Below are 20,918 nucleotides of genomic sequence, written 5' to 3' on the forward strand. Positions count from 1 at the left end.
TTTGCTGCCCATCATCCGAACTGCAAATGCAGAAGAGGATTTGATCGCGATCTGGCTTCATATCGCGCGAGACGACGAGGCTGCAGCAGACCGGCTGCTCGACCGGATCGAAGCCCGCTGGCGCCGCGCGAAGACATTGCGCCCGGCATTCGCCACCTGGTCGTCGGCGAATATCTCACCTTGTACCCGTGTCGGCGGAGATGCCATCGAAATCCTGCGTGTGCTGCATGGCCGGCGCAATATTGAAGCCGACGATCTGGCTTCCTGATCGGTTCGTTCAGCCGCCCGCGCCGTCCAGTGACGCCTCGATCGCCTGCCAAAGCTCCTCCACCGGCTCGCAGCCGACCGACAGGCGAACAAAGCCGGGCGGCACTGCATCACCCCAGCGGGCGCGCCGCTCGGCCGAAGAGTGGACGCCGCCGAAAGAGGTCGCGGGCTGGATCAGGGCGCAGGCGCCGATGAACGCTTCGGCCTTGGCTTCACTCCCCAGGTCGAGACCGATAAGGAAGCCGAAACGCTCCATTTGGGTGGTCGCCAGATTGTGCGAAGGGTCATTCTCCAGCCCAGGAAAGCGGACGGATTTCACGCTCCGATGATTTGTCAGGCGTCGGGCGATCAGTTCGGCCGACGTGCACATGCGGTCGAAGCGGACTTCCAGCGTCTCGAGGCCTCGATGGACCAGCCAGGCTTCGAATGGTCCGGGGATGGAGCCCGACAGTTTGCGCCAGTCGCGGATGGCGGTGATGACCCCGGTGTCACGGCTGGCGACATGGCCGAACAGCGCGTCGGAATGGCCATTGGGCGCCTTAGTGTCAGCAGCAACGACGATATCGGCGCCGAGATCGAGCGGGCGCTGACCGTAAGGCGTCATCGTGGTGTTGTCGGCGACGACCAGCGCGCCGGCCTCGTGCGCAAGGCGCGCCACGCCGGCCAGGTCGCAAATGTCTAGGCAGGGATTGGATGGGGTCTCGACGAACACCAGCCGGTAGCCGGAAAAACCGCCGTCCAGAAAGGACTTGGTCGGTCTTGTGTCGAACGAGACGTCGAAAGGTTTGAGGAAGCGCTCGGCAAGCAGGCGCGGCGTGTAGTAACCATCGGACGGCAACAGGATGCGATCGCCTGCCTTGAGCAGCGCGAAGAAGACCGCCGAGATCGCGGCCATGCCCGACGGGAACGCTACGGACGGCGCGTCCTCAAGGTGGCCGAGCATGTCTTCCACCGCGTTCCATGTCGGGTTGTCGTAGCGCCCGTACTGGCTGACGCCGGCCGGGTTGCCGGGTAGATGGAAAGTTGTCGTCACTATCAGCGGTAGTGAGACCGGGTCGCCCTTGGCGAGCTTGACGCCACGCAAATGGGCAAGGGTGGCGGCGCGCGACTTCGCTGTTTCGGACATCGGTTTTTCGAACCCTGACTTTGAGGAGAAGAACGCGCAGACGCTATGCCGGGTCACACCGGCAGGCAAGCGCCGAACCGTGCCGGCAAACCGCTCTAAACGCTTCGTTAGGCTTAATGGAGCATAAAGACGGGAGTGCCGTCAAAGCTGCTCTCATCGGTTGTGGCGCGCGTTTGTGAAGCCTATTCCCGTTGACGCCCATAGCGCCCCATGATATCCCATTTCGATATTCAAGCCTTCGTTCCGCGTCAGGGTGAAGCGTACGCCAATCGGGCAGCCGCGGCGGCTGAGCGTTTGCTTGTTTTCGCCTGGAACGAAGTGAGTTTTGGGCAGGGACCGCGCCGGGGCGGCGCGGGCGGGAAGATGCAGAGGGGTGCGGCGGCGCAAGCGGCCGTAACGCGTAATGGACCGGTTTCTGTCAAGCGCGGTGAACAGGATCGATGCGAAGGGACGGGTGTCCGTTCCAGCGCATTTCCGTGCCGTTGTCCAGAAACGCGGCTATTCGGAACTCTATGCGCTGCGCTGCCTGGATCGCCCGGCGATGGATGTCGGCGGGCTCGACCTGCTCGACCGCTACGAGCAGCGCATCGCGCAGGAAGACCCCTTCCTGCAGACGGCGGACGACATGTCGTTCTTCTGCCATGGCGATGGGACATTTCTCAAGCTCGATCAGGACGGCCGCATCTCGATGACCGATTTCATCCGCGAGCACACCGGCATTTCCGCGGAAGCGGCGTTTGTCGGTCGCGGCAATTTCTTTCAGATCTGGGAACCTGGACGGCTCACCGCCTATGGGGCGGAAGCGCGCGCCCGGCTTTTGCAGCTTCGGCAGGGGACGAAGCCTGGGGAGCGACCGGAATGATGGCGGGCTACGGCGATGACCCTCACGCCGCAGGCGGACCGGCTCGCCATATTCCGGTCCTCCTTGCCGAAGTGATGGAGGCACTTTCCCCTAAGGCGGGCGAGCTGATCGTCGACGGCACCTTCGGCGCCGGCGGCTACACCAAAGCCATTCTGGCAAGCGGCGCCTCGGTCGTCGCCATGGACCGCGATCCGGATGCGATCGCTGCGGGTCGTGTCCTCGAACAACTATCAGGCGGCAAGCTCAGGCTGGTTCAGGCGCCGTTCTCGACATTGGACGAGCATGTCGAAAGTGCTGACGGCGTCGTGCTCGACATCGGCATCTCCTCAATGCAGATCGACCAGCCGGAGCGCGGTTTTTCGTTCCGCGCCGACGGACCACTCGATATGCGTATGGCGCAGGCTGGCCTCAGCGCCGCTGATGTCGTCAACAGCTTCAAAGTGGGCGACCTTGCCCGCATCTTCGGGTTTCTTGGCGAAGAGCGTCACGCCGGCCGCATCGCCCGCATGATCGAGAGCCGTCGCGAAAAACATCCGTTCGAGCGCACGCTCGACCTTGCCGACGCCATCGAGACGCATGTCGGCCGCGCACCGAAGGACAAGATCCATCCGGCGACCCGCGTCTTCCAGGCACTGCGCATCTTCGTCAATGACGAACTCGGCGAACTGGCCAAAGCGCTGTTTGCGGCTGAACGCGTGCTGAAACCGGGCGGACGGCTGGCCGTGGTGACGTTCCACTCTCTGGAAGACCGCATCGTCAAGCGCTTCATCGCCGATCGCGCCGATGCGGCCACCGGATCGCGGCACCTGCCCGAGGCGCAAGCGCGCACCGCCACCTTCAAAAAGGCGGGTAGCGGCGTGACGCCTGATGAGGCCGAGATATCAGCCAATCCGCGCGCACGCTCGGCAAGGCTGCGCGCTGCGATCCGCACCGAAGCACCGCCGCGCGCCGGCGACTTTTCGATTTTCGGGCTTCCAAAACTTCCTGACCCAAAACTTCCCGGTGCCGACCGCCCGGGAGAGAGGTGAGCACGTGTTTCGTACCAGCGACATAGTCCTTATCGCCGTCATGGTTTCGGCTGCGGCCTTGACCTACAAGACCAAGCGCGAGGCCGAAGAACAATTGGCGGCGGTGCACAAGATCCAGGCGCAGATCCGCTACGAGGAGGATACGATCGATCTCCTGAAGGCGGACTGGAGCCTGCTGACCCAGCCGTCGCGCCTGCAAAAGCTGGCCGAGATCTACAAGTCGCAACTCGAACTCGAGCCGGTCAGCGCCCGCCAGATCATTGGGCTGGACGACCTGCCGGCAAAACCCCTCACCATAGAAGACCTTTCGTCGCAGCGGCTGGGCGGCATGGCCGACAATTCTGGCAAAGGACCCTTGGGCGACAAAGACCCCGTGGTGACCGGAGGCATCGTCCAATGATCGCCAGATTTCCGTCGATCGCCGGACTGCTGAAGCGTCGCGCCAAGTCGGAAGATGGATCGATTGTGGTCGAAGGCGCCCGCAAGGCGACCGGCGGTAAGGGCAGGACCCGCATCGTGATGACGATGGCGGTGTTCTTCGGCATCTATTCAACCATCACCGGGCGGCTGGTCTATCTGGGTTTTCAGAACCCCGACCTGTCCGGCGGTCCGCAGAGCCGGGTGACGGCGTCACGGCCCGACATCGTCGACCGCAACGGCGAAGTGCTGGCGACGGACATCAAGACGGCATCGCTGTTTGCCGAACCGCGCCGCATTGTCGACGCCGACGAGGCGATCGAAAAGCTGGCGACGGTGCTTCCCGAGATCGACTACGAGCAGACCTACCACAAGCTCAAGAGCGGCGCCGGCTTCGTCTGGCTGCAGCGGCAACTGACGCCCAAGCAACAATCGGATATCATGCAGCTCGGTGTTCCCGGCTTCGGCTTCCGCACCGAAAAGCGCCGCTTCTATCCGGCTGGCGAAACTTCGTCCTACATTGTCGGGCTCACCAACATCGACAACCAAGGCATCTCCGGCATGGAGAAATACATCGACGAACAGGGGCTGAGCGATCTTCAGGCGTCGGGCCTGGCGATGGCCAAGGATCTGAAGCCGGTGCAGCTCTCGATTGACCTGCGCGTCCAGCATATCGTGCGGGACGAGGTCGCCACCGGCATGGAGAAATACCGCGCAATCGCGGCGGGCGCCGTCGTTCTCAACATCAAGACCGGCGAAGTGATGGCGATGGCATCGGTTCCGGATTTCGACCCGAACAACCCCTACAATGCGCAGGACAAGGACCGCTTGAACCGCATGTCGGCCGGCCTTTACGAAATGGGTTCGACGTTGAAGAGCTTCACCACCGCCATGGCGCTCGATTCCGGCAAAGTGACGCTGGAAAGCCGTTTCGACGCTTCGCGCCCGATCAGGATCGGCCGTCAGACCATCCATGATTTTCACGGCAAGGCTCGGGTGCTGTCGGTGCCCGAAGTGTTCATCTACTCGTCCAACATCGGTTCGGCCAAGGAAGCCGAAGCGGTTGGCATCGAGGGGCACCGCGAATTCCTGCATCGCCTGGGGATCCTCGAGAAGATGCAGACGGAACTGCCGGAGGTCGCCCGCCCGACCGAGCCCAAAGTCTGGAAACAGGTCCATTCGATCACCATCGCCTTCGGTCACGGTGTGTCGACAACGCCGCTGCAGACGGCGGTCGGCTGCGCCGCGCTGCTGAACGGCGGCTATCTGATCCAGCCGACATTCCTGAGGCGCGCACAGGAACAGGCGATGTCGGTGGCCAAGAAAGTGGTCAGCGACAAGACGGTCGAGGGCATGCGCTATCTCTACGCACTGAACGCCGAGAAAGGGTCAGGCAGGAACGCCAGGGTTCCAGGTTACCGCGTCGGCGGCAAGACCGGAACGGCCGAGAAGGTTGTCAACGGCCGCTATTCAAAGGACAAGAATTTCAACGCCTTCGTCGCGGCTTTCCCGATGGACGATCCGCAATACATCGTGCTTACGATCGCCGACGAACCGAGGCCGGAAAAACCCGGCATGGGTGCAACGGCCGCCTCGAATGCTGGCGTCATGGCTGCGAACATTGTCCGACGTTCGGCTTCCATGCTTGGCGTTAAGCCAGATTTCAGCCATGAAAATGGCGCAACGCTGGTTTCCTATCAGTGATTCTTAGGGCGCGCCGGCAACAGCGCGCTATTTTGTTGCGATGAACGGGGTTCGATGAAGCTGAAAGATCTAGCCGGTATCCTGCCTGTCGAGGGGACAGCTTCCTTCGATACGGAGGTTACCGGGATTTCGTCGGATTCCCGCCAAGTAGGACCGGGCGTGGTCTTCTTCGCGCTCATCGGTACCAAGGCCGATGGCGTGGCCTATGCCGCCGATGCCGCCAAGCGCGGCGCAGTGGCGATCGTGGCCGGCAACGGCAGTGCGGTCGCCGGACTGCTGCCGGTGCCCGTTCTCGCCGTCGACGATCCGCGCCTTGCGCTGGCGCTGAGTGCCGCCCGCTACTTCGGCAGCCAGCCGCAAACCATGGTCGCGGTGACCGGGACCAGCGGCAAGACATCGGTTGCGGCCTTCACCAGGCAGATCTGGGAGCAGTCAGGTTTTGCCGCCGCCTCGATCGGCACGACCGGCGTGGTGGCGCCGGGCCGCAACGAATATGGCTCGCTGACCACCCCCGACCCGGTAGATCTGCACAGGCTGCTGCGGGAACTGACGGATGCCGGCGTCACTCACGCATCGATGGAGGCCTCCAGCCACGGTCTCGACCAGCGCCGGCTCGATGGCGTGAAGCTTGCAGCCGGCGGCTTCACCAATCTCGGCCGCGACCACATGGACTATCATCCGACAGTCGAGGACTATCATCGCGCCAAGCTGCGCCTGTTCGACACGCTGCTGCCGAAGGGTGCACCGGCCGTCATCTTTGCCGACGATCCATGGTCGGAGCCGACGATCCGGGCGGCGAGGGCGGCGGGACTGGATGTGCTGACGGTCGGCCGTCACGGCGAGTTCCTGACACTGAAGCGGGTCGAGCACGAGCGCCACCGCCAGCGTGCCGAGGTGGAAGTCGATGGCGTTCTCCACGAGATCGACCTGCCGCTGGCCGGCGATTTCCAGATCGCCAATGCCCTGGTTTCGGCGGGCCTCGCCATCTCCACTGGAACACCTGCCGCCAAAGCCTTGATGGCGTTGGAGAAATTGAAGGGCGCACCGGGCCGGCTGGACCTTGTTGGCACCACTGCCAACGGTGCGCCGGTCTATGTCGATTACGCGCACAAGCCGGACGCGCTGGAAAACGTGTTGGCCTCGGTGCGGCCGTTCACCACCGGTCGCGTCATCGTCGTGTTCGGCTGCGGCGGCGACCGCGACCGGGGCAAGCGGCCGATCATGGGCGAGATCGCCACGCGGCTCGCCGATGTCGTCATCGTCACCGACGACAATCCGCGTTCGGAAGTGCCCGAAACGATCCGCTCCGCGATCCTTGCCGCTGCGCCCGGCGCCATCGAGATCGGCGACCGGCGCAAGGCGATCCACGAGGCGGTCGCCATGCTCCATGCCGGCGACACGCTGATCGTGGCCGGCAAGGGGCATGAGGAAGGCCAGACCATCGGCGCCGAGACGCTGCATTTTTCCGACCATGAGGAAGTCCGCGCCGCGCTCCAGGAGCGCGTCGCATGAACTTCCTGTGGACCTCCGAGGATCTCGTCGCCGCCATGGGGGGACGACCGCTCGGTCCGATGCCGGAAGGGATCAGCGGCATCTCGATCGACAGCCGCAGCCTTGAGCCGGGCGATGCTTTCTTCGCCATCAAGGGCGAGGCGATGGACGGCCATGATTTCGCGACCGCTGCCATCAAGGCCGGCGCCGGTGTGCTGGTCGTCGCCGAGGGCAAGCTGCCGTCGCTCGGGCGGCTGACGGCGCCGATGATCGTCGTGCAGGACGTGCTGGCCGCACTGGAAAAGCTGGGGCTGGCCGCACGCGCGCGCTCGAATGCCAAGGTCATTGCGGTGACCGGTTCGGCGGGCAAGACCACCACCAAGGAAGCGCTGCGCCATGTGCTGTCCGCGGTCGGCAAAGTGCATGCGTCGCCGCAGTCTTTCAACAACCACTGGGGCGTTCCGCTGACGCTGGCGCGGATGCCGGTGGATTGCGACTATGCCGTGTTCGAGATCGGCATGAACCATCCAGACGAGATCCGGCCGCTGGTCAAGATGGTCCGGCCGCATGTCGCCATCGTCACGCTGATCGCCGCGGCACATCTAGGCTTCTTCCGCAATCTGGACGAGATCGCCAAGGCCAAGGCCGAGATTTTCGAGGGGCTGGAACCGGACGGTGCCGCCCTTCTCAACCGCGACGATCCGCGCTGGAAGCTTCTGGACAAGTTGGCGAGAGCCGCCGGCGTCGAGTACATTTACGGGTTTGGCGAGAATGCCCGTGCGACCTTCAAACTGCTCAAATGCGCGCTGCATGCCGATCATTCTGTCATCACCGCCAAGATCGGCGGACAGGAGATCACCGCCAGGGTAGGCGCACCGGGCCGCCACATGGTGCAGAATGTGCTGGCCGTGCTGGGCGCCGCGCATCTGGTCGGGGCCGACATCGCCAGGGTAGCGCTGGCGCTGGCCGATCTTTCGGCCGAACGCGGACGCGGCAAGCGCCATGTGCTGCGCCACCCCAGGGGTCCGATCACGCTGATCGACGAGAGCTACAATGCCAATCCGGCGTCGATGAGCGCAGCAATGGCGCTGCTCAACGCGACGCCGGTGTCGGGCGAAGGCAGGCGCATCGCGGTGCTCGGCGACATGCTCGAACTCGGCGACCACTCGGCGAAGCTGCATGCGGCCCTTGCCGATCTCATCGTCGGCACAGAAACGCGCACGGTCTTTCTCGCCGGCCCGGAAATGCGGGCGCTGGCCGACATCCTGCCTGATGAGATCGAGACGGAGTATCGCGCCGGCGCAGAGGATCTGAAACTGGTGCTTCTGTCGGCGCTGAAGCCCGGCGACGTGGTGATGATCAAATCGTCGAAAGGCATCGGGTTTTCCAAGTTGGTCGACGCACTGCTCGGCAAATTTCCGGCGGTAGCCACAACCGCCAAACAGACCTAGAGCCAGGTCCGGGGACCGAATCGCATGTTCACACTGCTCGTCGAATTCGCGGACAAGATCTCGGTCTTCAACGTCTTTCGCTACATAACCTTCCGTACCGGCGGCGCGCTGATCACCGCGGCGCTGATCGTTTTCATCTTCGGACCGGCTATCATCAATTCGCTGAGGCTGCGGCAAGGCAAGGGCCAGCCGATCCGCGCCGACGGGCCGCAGACGCATTTCAAGAAAGCCGGCACGCCGACCATGGGCGGGCTGATGATCCTGTGCGGCATCATCGGCTCGTCGCTTTTGTGGGCGAACCTGTCCAGCATCTATGTCTGGGTGGTGCTGCTGGTGACCCTGGGTTTCGGCTCGATCGGCTTCTACGACGATTATCTCAAGGTGACGAAGCAATCGCATCTCGGCTTTTCCGGCAAGGCGCGGCTGGCGCTTGAATTCGTGATAGCCGGCATCGCCGCCTGGGTGATCATGCACAACGGCCAGGCGCCGTTCTCGTCATCGCTGACTTTTCCTTTCGCCAAGGAGTTCCTCGTCAATCTCGGCTGGTTCTTCATCCCGTTCTCGTGCTTCGTCATCGTCGGCGCCGGCAATGCCGTGAACCTGACCGATGGCCTCGACGGGCTGGCGATCGTGCCGATCATGATCGCGGCGGCGTCCTTCGGCGTCATTGCCTATCTCTCCGGCAATGCGGTGTTCGCAGAATATCTGCAGATCCATTTTGTGCCCGGCACCGGTGAATTGGCGGTGGTCCTCGGCGCGGTGATCGGCGCCGGCCTCGGCTTCCTGTGGTTCAACGCACCGCCGGCGGCGATCTTCATGGGCGATACCGGCTCGCTGGCGTTGGGCGGCCTGATCGGCACGGTCGCGGTTGCCACCAAGCACGAGATCGTGCTGGTCATCGTCGGCGGCCTGTTCGTCGTCGAGATCCTATCGGTCATCATCCAGGTCGGCTACTTCAAGATGACCGGCAGGCGAGTGTTCCTGATGGCGCCGATCCACCATCATTTCGAAAAGCTGGGCTGGACCGAAAGCCAGGTGGTGATCCGCTTCTGGATCATCGCCGTCATCCTGGCGCTGGTCGGCCTGTCGACCCTCAAGCTCCGATAGGAGGTCGCTTGATCCCCGCCGCATCCTTCGCAGGCAAGCGCGTTTCGCTCTTCGGGCTCGGCGGCTCGGGGATCGCCACTGCGCGCGCGTTGATCGAGGGCGGGACGGACGTGCTCGCCTGGGACGACAATCCCGGCAGTGTCGCCAATGCCGCGGCCGTCGGTATCGCGACCGGCGATCTGCGCGGCGCAGACTGGGCGAAGTTCTCGGCCTTGGTGCTGTCGCCCGGCGTGCCACTGACGCATCCGAAGCCGCACTGGACGGTGGAGCTGGCGCGCGCTTCAGGCGTCGAGATCATTGGCGACATCGAGCTGTTCTGCCGGCAACGGAGCTTGCTGGCGCCGGCAGCACCCTTCATCGCCATAACCGGCACCAACGGCAAATCGACGACGACGGCGCTGACGGCGCATATCCTGAAATCGGCCGGACGCGACACGCAGATGGGCGGCAATATCGGCCGCGCGGTGATGACGCTCGATCCGCCGGAACCCGGGCGGCACTATGTCGTGGAATGCTCGTCCTACCAGATTGACCTGGCGCCCTCGATCAATCCGACCGCCGGCGTCCTGCTCAACCTGACGCCCGATCACCTCGACCGTCATGGCACGATGCAGCACTACGCCGCGATCAAGGAACGGCTGGCGGCCGGCAGCGAGACGGCAATCGTCGGTGTCGACGATTCCTGGTGCGCCCAGCTCGCCGACCGGCTGGAACGGGCAGGCCAGCACGTCATCCGCATTTCCAAGCGCCTGCCATTGACCGACGGCTATTTCGCCGATGGCACCGACCTGATGGAGGCGGTGCATGGCCGTTATAGCCGGATCGCCTTTCTCGAAGGCATCGGCTCGCTGCGCGGCCAGCACAATGCGCAGAATGCGTTGGCCGCTATCGCCGCCTGCCTCAAGGTCGGGCTCGAGCTGGGCGAGATCCAGTCGGGCCTGGAGAGCTTTCCCGGGCTGGCGCACCGTATGGAGCAGGTCGGCCGCAAGGGCCATGTGCTGTTCATCAACGATTCCAAGGCGACCAATGCCGATGCGGCAGCGCCCGCACTGTCCAGCTTTCCGCGCATCTACTGGATCGCCGGCGGGCTCCCGAAAGAGGGTGGCATCGAGCCGTTGCGCGGCCTCTTTCCGCGCGTCGCCAAAGCCTATCTGATCGGTGAGGCCGCACCAGCCTTCTCGGCGACGCTCGGCGAGGCGGTGCCTTACGAGATCTCCGGCACGCTGGCGGCAGCAGTCGAGCACGCCGCAAGCGACGCGGCCAGGGATGATGGCAACGGCGAGGTGGTGGTGCTGCTTTCGCCGGCCTGCGCCAGTTTCGACCAGTTCAAGAATTTCGAAGTGCGCGGCGAAGCCTTCAGGCAAGCTGCGAGCAGTATTGATGGCGTGAAGCTCATCGGAGGGACACGGTAATGCAAAGTCGTCTCGACAAAAGCCCGGTTGCCACCTGGTGGTGGACGATCGATCGCTGGTTCCTGGCTGCGTTCCTGTCGCTGATGGGGCTCGGCATCGTGCTGTCCTTCGCGGCAAGCCCGGCGGTGGCCCAGCGCATCGGCCTGGACAGTTTCCACTTCGCCACACGGCAGATCATCTTCACCATTCCCGCACTTGGCGTGATGCTGGCGGTCTCCTTCCTGGAATCCCGGCAGATCAGACGCATGGCCCTGGCGATGCTGTGCATGATGCTGGTGCTGATGGTGGCGGTGCTCTATATCGGCGTCGAGGTGAAGGGCGCGCGGCGCTGGGTGTCGCTCGCCGGCGTGTCGATCCAGCCGTCGGAATTCCTGAAGCCGGCCTTCGTCGTCATCTGTGCCTGGCTGTTTGCCGAACACAAGCGCCAGCCCGACATCCCGGGCAATCTGTTCGCCATGCTGCTGCTGGCCCTCGTCATCTCGCTGCTGGTGGCGCAGCCTGATTTCGGCCAGACCATGCTGGTGCTCGGCACGTGGGGGGTGATGTTCTTCATGGCCGGACTGCCATGGCTGTGGATCATCTCGCTGGGCGCTGCCGGCATCGGCGGCGTGTTCGCCGCCTACACGGTGTTCCCGCATGTCGCCGGCCGCATCGATCGCTTCATGACCGGCGAGGGCGATACGTTCCAGGTCGACATGGGCCGCGATGCGCTGATCAACGGCGGATGGTTCGGCGTCGGGCCGGGCGAGGGCACCGTCAAGCGGGTGATCCCCGACAGCCATGCCGATTTCGTCTACTCGGTGGCCGGCGAGGAGTTCGGACTGATCATGTGCTTCTTCATCATGACCATCTTCGCCTTCATCGTGCTGCGCGGCCTCAGCACCGCGCTCAAGGAGCAGGACGATTTCACACGCTATGCGGTTGGCGGCCTGGTCACGGTCTTCGGTCTGCAGTCGGTCATCAACATGGCGGTCAATCTGCAGCTGATGCCTGCCAAGGGCATGACCTTGCCATTCATCTCCTATGGCGGCTCCTCGCAGATCGCCATCGCCATCTCGATGGGCATGGTGCTGGCGCTGACGCGCAAGCGGCCGGAAAAGCGCAAGCAGTTGGGCTTCGCACCGTCGCAGCGCGCCATGCCGGCGGAATGAAATGTCGAGGGGCGCGATCCTTCTGGCGGCCGGCGGCACGGGCGGGCACCTCTTCCCGGCCGAGGCGCTGGCGCACGAGCTGATCAGGCGCGGCTGGGCGGTGCATCTCGCCACCGATGATCGTGCCGAGCGTTTTGCCGGCCAGTTTCCGGCCGCAGGCATCCATCCGATCCAGTCGGCGACAATGAGTTCGAAAAATCCTTTTGCCGTGCTCGCCGCCTTCTGGAAAATCTGGGGTGGCGTGCGGCAGGCATCCGCCGTGATCGGCCGGATCAAGCCAGCCGTCGTGGTCGGTTTCGGCGGCTATCCGACGCTGCCGCCGCTCTATGCGGCGACGCGGCGCAAGGTGCCGACGCTGATCCACGAGCAGAACGCGGTGATGGGGCGCGCCAACCGGGCGCTTGCCGGCCGCGTCGATGCCATCGCCGGCGGGTTCTTGCCGGAAGATTCAAGCGCTGCGGGCGCCAAGACGGTGACGACAGGCAATCCGGTCAGGCCGCAAGTGCTGGAGGCGGCAAAGACGCCCTATGCGGCGTCGACCGGGGAGCAGCCGTTCCGCCTTCTGGTGTTCGGCGGCAGCCAGGGCGCACAGTTCTTTTCCGACGCAATGCCAGCGGCGGTAGCACAGCTTTCCGACGCACAACGCAAGCGGCTTGATATCACGCAGCAGGCCCGTGCCGACGATGTCGAGCGGGTGAAGGCGGCTTATGCCGCCCTTGGCGTCGAGGCTGAGGTGTCGCCCTTCTTCACCGGCATGGCGGCGCGCATGGCTGCGGCGCATCTGGTGATGTCACGATCCGGCGCATCGACCGTATCGGAAATCGCGGTGATCGGCCGACCAGCGCTGCTGGTGCCCTATCCGCACGCGCTCGACCACGACCAGGCAGCCAATGCCGCGGCATTGGCAGCGGCAGATGCCGCCGAAGTGCATCCGCAATCCTCGCTCTCGCCCGAGCGCATCGCTGCGCTCGTCGGGGCGCTGATGGACGATCCGGAGCGGCTGACCACAATGGCAGCGGCGGCGAAATCGGCCGGAAAACCGGACGCTGCACGGTTGCTCGCCGATCTGACAGAGGCTATTGCGTCGAAGAAAAGCGTATCGGACTTCAGGAAGGAGACGCACGCATGAAGATGCCGCAGACGATCGGCCTCGTGCATTTCATCGGCATCGGCGGTATCGGCATGAGCGGCATCGCCGAGGTGCTGCACAATCTCGGCTACAAGGTGCAAGGGTCCGACCAGGCCGACAGCGCCAATGTGCAGCGGCTGCGCGACAAGGGCATCGAGTGCTTTGTCGGTCATCACGCCGATAATATCGGCGATGCCGAAGTGGTGGTCGTCTCGACGGCGATCAAGAAATCCAATCCGGAGTTGAAGGCCGCACGCGAGAAACTGCTTCCCATCGTCCGTCGCGCCGAGATGCTGGCCGAACTGATGCGCTTCCGGCAGGCTGTGGCCATCGGCGGCACGCATGGCAAGACGACGACGACCTCGATGGTGGCGACGCTGCTCGAAGCCGGCGGTCTCGATCCGACCGTGATCAATGGCGGCATCATCAATGCCTACGGCACCAACGCCCGCATGGGCGATGGCGAATGGATGGTGGTCGAAGCCGATGAGAGCGACGGCACCTTCCTGAAGCTGCCGGCCGAGATTGCCGTCGTCACCAACATCGATCCCGAGCATCTCGACCATTACGGCTCCTTCGACAAGGTGCGCGAGGCCTTTCGCCAGTTCGTCGAGAACGTGCCGTTCTACGGCTTCGGCGTCATGTGCACCGACCATCCGGAGGTTCAGGCGCTGGTCAGCCGCATCGAGGACCGGCGCGTTATCACCTATGGCGAGAACGCGCAGGCCGACGTGCGTTTCACCAATCACCGCATGAACGGCCCGATCTCGGAATTCGACGTGGTGATCCGCGACCGCAAGAGCCGCGGCCAGTCGACGATCTCAGGCCTGCGCCTGCCGATGCCCGGCCGTCACAACGTCGCCAATGCGACGGCGGCGATCGCTGTGGCGCATGAGCTCGGCCTTTCAGCCGAGGCGATCAGGAAGGGCCTGTCGTCCTTCGCCGGCGTCAAGCGGCGCTTCACCCGTACGGGTTCGTGGAACGGCGTCGATGTGTTCGATGATTACGGCCACCATCCGGTCGAGATCACGGCGGTTCTGAAGGCGGCGCGCGATGCCACCAAGGGCCGCGTCATCGCCATTGCCCAGCCACACCGCTTCACCCGGCTGCACGACCTGTTCGACGAGTTTTCCGTCTGCTTCAACGATGCCGACACGGTGATGGTGGCGCCGGTCTATGCGGCAGGCGAAGAGCCGATCGACGGGGTGACGTCCGAAGCATTGGTGTCGCGCATCCGCTCCGGCGGCCATCGCGACGCGCGCTACATCGAAGGCCCCACGGCGATTGCGCCGGTTATCCGCGATCTGGCGAAACCAGGCGATTTCATCGTCTTCCTTGGTGCCGGCAACATCACGCAATGGGCCTACGCGCTGCCCAAGGAACTCGGCGGTACTGCCTCATGATGCGCGGCCAGGCGTTGATCGACAAGCTTGGCGGCCGGCTTGCCGGCCTGCGCGGCCGCATCACGCCCAATGCCGAGATGGACAAGATCACCTGGTTTCGCGCCGGGGGACTGGCCGACGCGCTGTTCCAGCCGGCCGACGAGGACGATCTCGCCACATTTCTGAGAGCAGTGCCCGAAGAGATACCGCTGACCATCGTCGGCATCGGCTCGAATCTGCTTGTCCGCGACGGCGGTATTGCGGGCTTCGTCATCCGGCTTTCGGCCAAGGGCTTTGGCGAGGCCGAAGTGATTGCGCCGACCACAATCAAGGCGGGTGCCGCCACGCCCGACAAGCGCCTTGCCGCTGTCGCCTATCAGGCTGGTATAGGCGGCTTCGAATTTTACCACGGCATTCCGGGTGCCATCGGTGGTGCGCTGAGGATGAACGCCGGCGCCAATGGCGTCGAGACGCGCGAGCGCGTCGTCGAGGTGCGGGCGCTCGACCGCAAGGGCAATGTGCATACGCTGAGCAACGCCGATATGGGCTACGCCTATCGCCATTCGGCAGCACCTGCCGGGCTGATCTTCACATCGGCTGTGTTCGAAGGGGTTTTGGCAGACAAGGCCGCGATCCAGGCGGCGATGGACGCCGTCCAGCATCATCGCGAGACCGTACAGCCGATCCGGGAAAAGACCGGCGGCTCGACCTTCAAGAATCCGGAGGGCACCTCGGCCTGGAAGGAGATCGACAGAGCGGGCTGTCGGGGGCTGATGATCGGCGGCGCGCAGATGTCGCCGATGCATTGCAACTTCATGATCAACACGGGAACCGCGACCGGCTACGACCTCGAATATCTCGGCGAGACGGTGCGCACGCGTGTGCTCGAAAAGTCGGGCATCCGGCTGCATTGGGAAATCAAACGCATCGGCAATTTCCGGCCGGGGCACGAGGTCCAGGAGTTCCTCGGACAGTTGCTCTAAAGACTCACAACACAGTTTTCGCGGCCGTTTTTGCCGAAAGTGAATCTCTCGGAATCGTAAGGACTTGCCAGTGAATCAACTCTCTGATTCTCTGCCCTGAAGCGTTTCCTGATTTGAGTCGTTTCGACGCGTTGCCAGCGTTTTTCCGTCAGGGGCAGCCTGCCGGGAGGCTCGGGGACTCGATGTTGCGGAACCATGAGAGCAGGGACTGCTCCGAGCGTTTGAGTGTGTGGCCTTTTCCGGGGCATGTAAGATGCAGACCCGCCGTGAAAGGGCCCGCCGTGAGAGGGAATGACGGGAAATGAAAAGCAAGCACGTGGCCGTCCTTCTGGGGGGATTCTCGTCCGAGCGGCCCGTGTCTTTGTCCTCGGGGAATGCCTGTGCTGATGTGCTCGAGAAGGAAGGCTACCAGGTCAGTCGCGTCGACGTCTCGCGCGATGTCGGATCGGTGCTGGCTGAGCTCAAGCCTGATGTTGCCTTCAATGCGCTGCATGGCCCTTTCGGCGAGGACGGCACCATACAGGGCATCCTCGAATATCTTGCCATCCCCTACACCCATTCCGGCGTGCTCGCCTCGGCGCTTGCCATGAACAAGGAACAAGCCAAGAAGATCGCCAAGTCTGTCGGCATCCCGGTTGCCGAATCGAAGGTGGTCAATCGCTTCGCCATCCAGAACAAGCACCCGATGAAGCCGCCCTATGTCGTCAAGCCGGTCAACGAGGGGTCGAGCTTCGGCGTCGTCATCGTGCACGAAGGTCAGTCGCATCCGCCGCAGGTCATCGGTTCGTCCGATTGGAAGTATGGCGATACCGTCATGGTGGAGCGCTACGTGCACGGGCGGGAGTTGACCTGCGCGGTGATGGGCGATGTGGCGCTCGGCGTCTGCGAGATCATCCCGACCGGCCATTCCTTCTACGACTATGATTCAAAATACGTCGCGGGCGGATCAAAACACGAATGCCCTGCAAAAATTTCACCGAATATTTACCAAAAAATACAGACACTGACGCTTAAGGCTCACCAAGCTATCGGCTGCCGGGGCGTTTCCCGGTCGGACTTCCGTTATGATGATCGACACTCCGAGAACGGCGAAATTGTCTGGCTCGAGATCAACACTCAGCCGGGCATGACGCCGACATCCTTGGTGCCTGAAATCGCCGCGCAGGCGGGACACTCGTTCGGCGATTTGTTGAGTTGGATGGTGGAGGACGCTTCGTGTCTGCGTTGAAGTGGGGGCAGGGCAAGGGGAAGGGCGCGGCCGGGCCGACGCTGTTCGGTTTTTCGTTGTCGTTCGACCATTTCGTGCTGCCGCGTCTGCTTCGCCGGCCGGCGCGCGTGCTGGCGCGTCTGGGCGAGGACGACTTCGAGGCGCCGCCTTTTTCCGCAGCCATGTTGTCGGCGGCGTTGCTCCTATCGAGCAGTGCCTATGGCGCCTATCTCGGCGGACATGTCGACGGCATCGTCCAGGGCATCACCGCCCGCACCGGCTTCGCCGTCGACCAGATCAAGGTCGTCGGCAACCGCGCAACCTCCGAGATCGACATTCTCGACAGGATGCAGCTCGATGGCTGGACGTCGCTGATCGGCTTCGACGCCGAAGCCGCGCGGGAACGCATAGCCACGCTGCCCTGGGTCGAGGTTGCGGCGGTACGCAAGGTCTATCCGCACACGCTGGAGGTGCGCATCGAGGAGCGTCAGCCCTTTGCGCTCTGGCAGCAGGGCAGCGAGCTTTCCGTCATCGAACGGTCCGGCGCCGTGATCGCGCCATTCTCCGGCGGCAGGCAGTCGCTGCTGCCGTTGATCATCGGCACCGGCGCGCCGGCCAAAGCGCCCGATTTCCTGGCCAGGATCAAAAAATACCCAGAATTTGCCGCGCGGGTCAAAGGCTATATCCGCATCGGCGAACGGCGTTGGGACCTGAAGCTGGAGAACGGCATTACCATCAAGCTGCCCGAGGATGGCGAGGACCAGGCGATCGCCGATCTGGTCAGGATGGACCGCGAGAACGGGCTGCTGACGCGCGACATAGTCGCTGTCGACATGCGCCTTTCCGATCGCCTCGTCGTCCAGTTGACGCCGGAAGCGGCGACACAGCGCGAGGCTGCGTTGAATGAAAAGCCGAAAATGCCGAAGCGCAAGGCGGAGACGAAGATATGAGCTGGCTTGGCGGCAACAGCGATGCCTCGTCGCGCCGGTCCGGCATCATGACAGTGCTCGATGTCGGTTCGAGCAAGGTCTGCTGCGTCGTGGCCAAGCTTAAGCCGCGCGAGGACGGCATGCTGCTGCGCGGACGTTCGCATCGCATCCAGGTGATCGGCATCGGCCACCAGAAATCGCAAGGCGTGAAATCGGGTGTCGTCATCGATCTCGACAGGGCCGAGCACGCCATCCGTCTGGCCGTCGATGCCGCCGAGCGCATGGCTGGCCTGACCGTCGACTCACTGATCGTCAACATGACGGCCGGCCGGCTGAAGAGCGAAAGCTTCTCGGCAACCATCAATCTCGGTGGCCATGAGGCCGACGAGGCCGACATCAAGCGCGTGCTTGCCGCCGGCGCCAAGCAGGCGCTGCGGGCCGAGCGCGAGGTGATCCATTCGCTTCCCGTCGGCTTTTCGCTGGATGCCGAGCGCGGCGTGCGTGATCCGCGCGGCATGGTCGGCGACCAGCTCGGCGTCGACATGCATGTGCTGACGGGTGACGCGGCGCCCTTGCGCAATCTGGAGCTCTGCATCAACCGTTCGCACCTGTCGGTCGAGCGCATGGTGGCGACGCCCTATGCCAGCGGGCTTGCCGCATTGGTCGACGACGAACTCGAAATGGGTGCAGCCTGCATCGACATGGGTGGCGGCACCACGACGATCTCGGTATTTTCGGAAGGCAAGTTCGTCCATGGCGACGCCATCGCCATCGGCGGCAACCACGCCACGCTGGACATGGCCAAGGGCCTGTCGACCTCGCTCGACGCCGCCGAGAGGCTGAAAGTGATGCATGGCTCGGCGCTGCCCGGCAGTGCGGACGACCGCGACCTGGTCTCGATACAGCCGATCGGCGAGGATGGCGAGGTGCCGCTGCAGATACCGCGTTCGGTGATGACGCGCATTATCCGCGCACGCATCGACGAGACGCTCGAACTGTTGCGCGACCGGCTGAACAGGTCCGGCTACGGCAACGCCGTCGGCAAGCGCGTCGTGCTGACCGGCGGCGCCAGCCAGCTTTCCGGCCTGCCCGAGGCAGCCCGCCGCATTCTCGGACGCAATGTGCGCATCGGGCGTCCGCTCGGTGTGGCGGGCTTGCCCGAGGCGGCCAAGGGGCCGGCTTTCTCGACGCCGGTCGGGCTTCTGATCTACCCGCAGATGGCGAATTTCGAGAGCCATCCGGCGAAAGGAATTTCTGGTCTCAGGATGACCGGAACGGGCGGAAAACTGCATCGAATGAGTCAGTGGTTGAGAGACAGTTTTTAAATTGACGGGGACAGCCCCATAGGCGGCCGCAGCGGCGAAGCGGCGGGAAAGGCAAAGGACGGAGACAATGACCATCAATCTGCAGAAGCCGGATATCACCGAGCTCAAGCCGCGTATCACCGTGTTCGGTGTCGGCGGCGGCGGCGGCAATGCCGTCAACAACATGATCACCGCCGGCTTGCGCGGCGTCGAGTTCGTGGTCGCCAATACCGACGCGCAGGCGCTGACCATGTCCAAGGCGGACCGCCTGATCCAGCTCGGCGCGCATGTCACCGAGGGCCTGGGTGCGGGATCGCAGCCGGAGGTCGGGCGCGCGGCGGCGGAGGAATGCATCGACGAGATCGTCGATCATCTCTCCAACACCCATATGTGCTTCGTCACTGCCGGCATGGGCGGCGGCACCGGCACGGGGGCCGCGCCGGTCGTTGCACGTGCAGCCCGCGAAAAGGGGATCCTCACCGTCGGCGTCGTCACCAAGCCGTTCCATTTCGAAGGCCAGCGCCGCATGAAGACGGCGGATCTGGGCATCGAGGAATTGCAGAAATGCGTCGACACCCTCATCGTCATCCCCAACCAGAACCTGTTCCGGCTGGCCAATGACAAGACGACCTTCGCCGACGCTTTCGCCATGGCCGACCAGGTGCTCTATTCCGGCGTCGCCTGCATCACCGACCTGATGGTCAAGGAAGGGTTGATCAACCTCGACTTCGCCGACGTCCGCTCGGTCATGCGCGAGATGGGCAAGGCGATGATGGGGACGGGCGAAGCTTCCGGCGAGGGCCGCGCCATGGCCGCCGCCGAAGCCGCGATCGCCAACCCGCTGCTCGACGAGACCTCGATGAAGGGCGCCAAGGGCCTGTTGATCTCGATCACCGGCGGCCGCGACCTGACCCTGTTCGAAGTCGACGAGGCCGCGACCCGCATTCGCGAGGAGGTCGACCAGGAAGCCAACATCATTCTGGGTGCGACGTTCGACGAGGATCTTGAAGGCGTCATTCGCGTCTCGGTGGTCGCCACCGGCATCGACAAATCGGCGGCTGAAATCGCCGCCGCGCCGATCGCCATCCGCACGGCTCCGCCAAAGCCGGTCAATCGCCCGGCCGTTCCGGTCACGGAAAGCCGTCCGGCGCCTGTCCAGCACGGCGGCTACGAGCCACGCGCCGCCGATCCTGTAGCCGAGGCGATCCAGCTTGCCGAGGCGAATGCCGCGGCGATGGCGCGTCCCGCGCCGGCTGCCCAGGCGGAAGATTTCCGTCCGCAGAGCAAGATCTTCCAGGCGCCGCCGGCGCAGCCGCAGCCGATGGTTCAGCAGGTGATGCAGCCTGCGCCACAGCGCGAGGTGCTTCAGCCGGTAGCCGCAGCGCCCCAGCGCATGCCGCGCGTCGAGGATTTCCCGCCGGTGGTGAAAGCCGAAGTGGAAGCCAAGGGCCGCCCGGCCGACCATGAGAACAGCGGCCCGATGGGACTGCTCAAGCGCCTGACCAACGGCCTTACCCGCCGCGAAGAAGAGCCTGCACGGCTGCAGCCGGCGCAGCCGCGCGAGCCGAAACTGCGCCAGGCGGCACCCGAAGTGCGCCGCCTTGCCAGCCAGGATCCGCAGCTTTACGCGCCACGCCGCGGCCAGTTGGACGACCAGGGCCGGCTGACGCCGCAGAGCAGGGCTGTCCAGGAAGACGATCAGCTGGAGATTCCGGCATTCCTGCGCCGCCAGGCCAACTGACCTGTTAACGGTCCGTAACAGTTGTTAACAGGCAGACAAGAAATTGTTTGCCTGTTAATGTTAAAAGTGCTTGTAAAACAGGGAGTTACTCGACCGTATCCGCTTCGGATTGCAGTTACAGAGAGTAAGAAACCGTGATTTGGAGACTTCCTGCTGGACCACTATCTTCGCCCCGATCAATTTCGGTTTGCTGGGATTCGGGGAAGTGGCCCTGCCTGCCGATCAAA

General features: G+C 63.9%; 18 protein-coding genes. 17 read left to right on the plus strand and 1 reads right to left on the minus strand.

The annotated features are described in order from the left end of the window. Position 1 precedes the first annotated feature (1 nt). A complete protein-coding gene (locus AC0L3L_RS04135; RefSeq protein ID WP_473526576.1) occupies positions 2–268 on the plus strand; it encodes a type II toxin-antitoxin system RelE/ParE family toxin in 267 nt (88 codons plus the stop codon). A 9-nt stretch (positions 269–277) separates the two neighbouring features. On the opposite strand, the gene AC0L3L_RS04140 is transcribed toward AC0L3L_RS04135, so the two are convergent. After that, complete coding sequence (locus AC0L3L_RS04140; protein WP_473485241.1) at positions 278–1,393, minus strand: cystathionine gamma-lyase; 1,116 nt, start codon at positions 1,391–1,393, stop codon at positions 278–280. A gap of 403 nt (positions 1,394–1,796) precedes the next feature. Between AC0L3L_RS04140 and mraZ the strand changes: the two genes are divergently transcribed. The 16 genes from mraZ to ftsZ all read left to right on the plus strand — a co-directional run bounded on the left by mraZ (position 1,797) and on the right by ftsZ (position 20,691). After that, complete coding sequence (gene mraZ, locus AC0L3L_RS04145; RefSeq protein WP_123151963.1) at positions 1,797–2,255, plus strand: division/cell wall cluster transcriptional repressor MraZ; 459 nt, start codon at positions 1,797–1,799, stop codon at positions 2,253–2,255. After that, positions 2,252–3,283 carry a 16S rRNA (cytosine(1402)-N(4))-methyltransferase RsmH gene (gene rsmH, locus AC0L3L_RS04150; RefSeq protein WP_473485242.1) on the plus strand — a complete coding sequence of 344 codons (1,032 nt, stop codon included), beginning with the start codon at positions 2,252–2,254 and terminating at the stop codon, positions 3,281–3,283. The genes mraZ and rsmH overlap by 4 nt, the downstream gene beginning before the upstream one ends. A 4-nt stretch (positions 3,284–3,287) precedes the next feature. Further along, positions 3,288–3,683 (plus strand): cell division protein FtsL, encoded by a 396-nt coding sequence (ftsL, locus tag AC0L3L_RS04155; RefSeq protein ID WP_192365389.1) that lies wholly within the window; start codon positions 3,288–3,290, stop codon positions 3,681–3,683. Beyond that, entirely contained in the window at positions 3,680–5,404 is a 1,725-nt protein-coding gene (locus tag AC0L3L_RS04160; protein ID WP_473485243.1) for a peptidoglycan D,D-transpeptidase FtsI family protein, read from the plus strand. The genes ftsL and AC0L3L_RS04160 overlap by 4 nt, the downstream gene beginning before the upstream one ends. A gap of 54 nt (positions 5,405–5,458) precedes the next feature. After that, a complete protein-coding gene (locus tag AC0L3L_RS04165; protein ID WP_473636657.1) occupies positions 5,459–6,916 on the plus strand; it encodes a UDP-N-acetylmuramoyl-L-alanyl-D-glutamate--2,6-diaminopimelate ligase in 1,458 nt (485 codons plus the stop codon). After that, on the plus strand, positions 6,913–8,346 hold the full coding sequence (locus AC0L3L_RS04170; protein ID WP_473636658.1) for a UDP-N-acetylmuramoylalanyl-D-glutamyl-2,6-diaminopimelate--D-alanyl-D-alanine ligase: 1,434 nt from the start codon (positions 6,913–6,915) through the stop codon (positions 8,344–8,346). Before AC0L3L_RS04165 ends, AC0L3L_RS04170 begins: the two co-directional genes overlap by 4 nt. A 24-nt stretch (positions 8,347–8,370) precedes the next feature. Further along, the gene (gene mraY / locus AC0L3L_RS04175) at positions 8,371–9,453 is read left to right on the plus strand and encodes a phospho-N-acetylmuramoyl-pentapeptide-transferase (RefSeq protein WP_473485246.1); all 1,083 of its coding nucleotides are present in this window, start codon (positions 8,371–8,373) and stop codon (positions 9,451–9,453) included. Positions 9,454–9,461: 8 nt separating this feature from the next. Next, positions 9,462–10,865 carry a UDP-N-acetylmuramoyl-L-alanine--D-glutamate ligase gene (gene murD, locus AC0L3L_RS04180; RefSeq protein ID WP_473636659.1) on the plus strand — a complete coding sequence of 468 codons (1,404 nt, stop codon included), beginning with the start codon at positions 9,462–9,464 and terminating at the stop codon, positions 10,863–10,865. Next, complete coding sequence (gene ftsW, locus AC0L3L_RS04185; protein WP_473636660.1) at positions 10,865–12,016, plus strand: putative lipid II flippase FtsW; 1,152 nt, start codon at positions 10,865–10,867, stop codon at positions 12,014–12,016. Before murD ends, ftsW begins: the two co-directional genes overlap by 1 nt. Before the next feature lies 1 nt (position 12,017). Next, positions 12,018–13,145 carry an undecaprenyldiphospho-muramoylpentapeptide beta-N-acetylglucosaminyltransferase gene (murG, locus tag AC0L3L_RS04190; RefSeq protein ID WP_473636661.1) on the plus strand — a complete coding sequence of 376 codons (1,128 nt, stop codon included), beginning with the start codon at positions 12,018–12,020 and terminating at the stop codon, positions 13,143–13,145. Further along, positions 13,142–14,548 (plus strand): UDP-N-acetylmuramate--L-alanine ligase, encoded by a 1,407-nt coding sequence (murC, locus tag AC0L3L_RS04195; RefSeq protein ID WP_473526583.1) that lies wholly within the window; start codon positions 13,142–13,144, stop codon positions 14,546–14,548. The genes murG and murC overlap by 4 nt, the downstream gene beginning before the upstream one ends. Further along, positions 14,545–15,510: a UDP-N-acetylmuramate dehydrogenase gene (gene murB, locus AC0L3L_RS04200; protein ID WP_473636662.1), complete on the plus strand. Its 966-nt coding sequence runs from the start codon at positions 14,545–14,547 to the stop codon at positions 15,508–15,510. The genes murC and murB overlap by 4 nt, the downstream gene beginning before the upstream one ends. A 301-nt stretch (positions 15,511–15,811) precedes the next feature. Next, complete coding sequence (locus AC0L3L_RS04205) at positions 15,812–16,738, plus strand: D-alanine--D-alanine ligase (protein ID WP_473636663.1); 927 nt, start codon at positions 15,812–15,814, stop codon at positions 16,736–16,738. Next, positions 16,726–17,667: a cell division protein FtsQ/DivIB gene (locus tag AC0L3L_RS04210; RefSeq protein WP_473636664.1), complete on the plus strand. Its 942-nt coding sequence runs from the start codon at positions 16,726–16,728 to the stop codon at positions 17,665–17,667. The genes AC0L3L_RS04205 and AC0L3L_RS04210 overlap by 13 nt, the downstream gene beginning before the upstream one ends. Continuing rightward, positions 17,664–18,971 (plus strand): cell division protein FtsA, encoded by a 1,308-nt coding sequence (ftsA, locus tag AC0L3L_RS04215; protein ID WP_473636665.1) that lies wholly within the window; start codon positions 17,664–17,666, stop codon positions 18,969–18,971. Before AC0L3L_RS04210 ends, ftsA begins: the two co-directional genes overlap by 4 nt. Positions 18,972–19,038: 67 nt before the next feature. Next, a complete protein-coding gene (gene ftsZ, locus AC0L3L_RS04220) occupies positions 19,039–20,691 on the plus strand; it encodes a cell division protein FtsZ (protein ID WP_473636666.1) in 1,653 nt (550 codons plus the stop codon). Positions 20,692–20,918: the final 227 nt, after the last annotated feature.

It is taken from the genome of Mesorhizobium sp. WSM4849 (assembly GCF_055811385.1).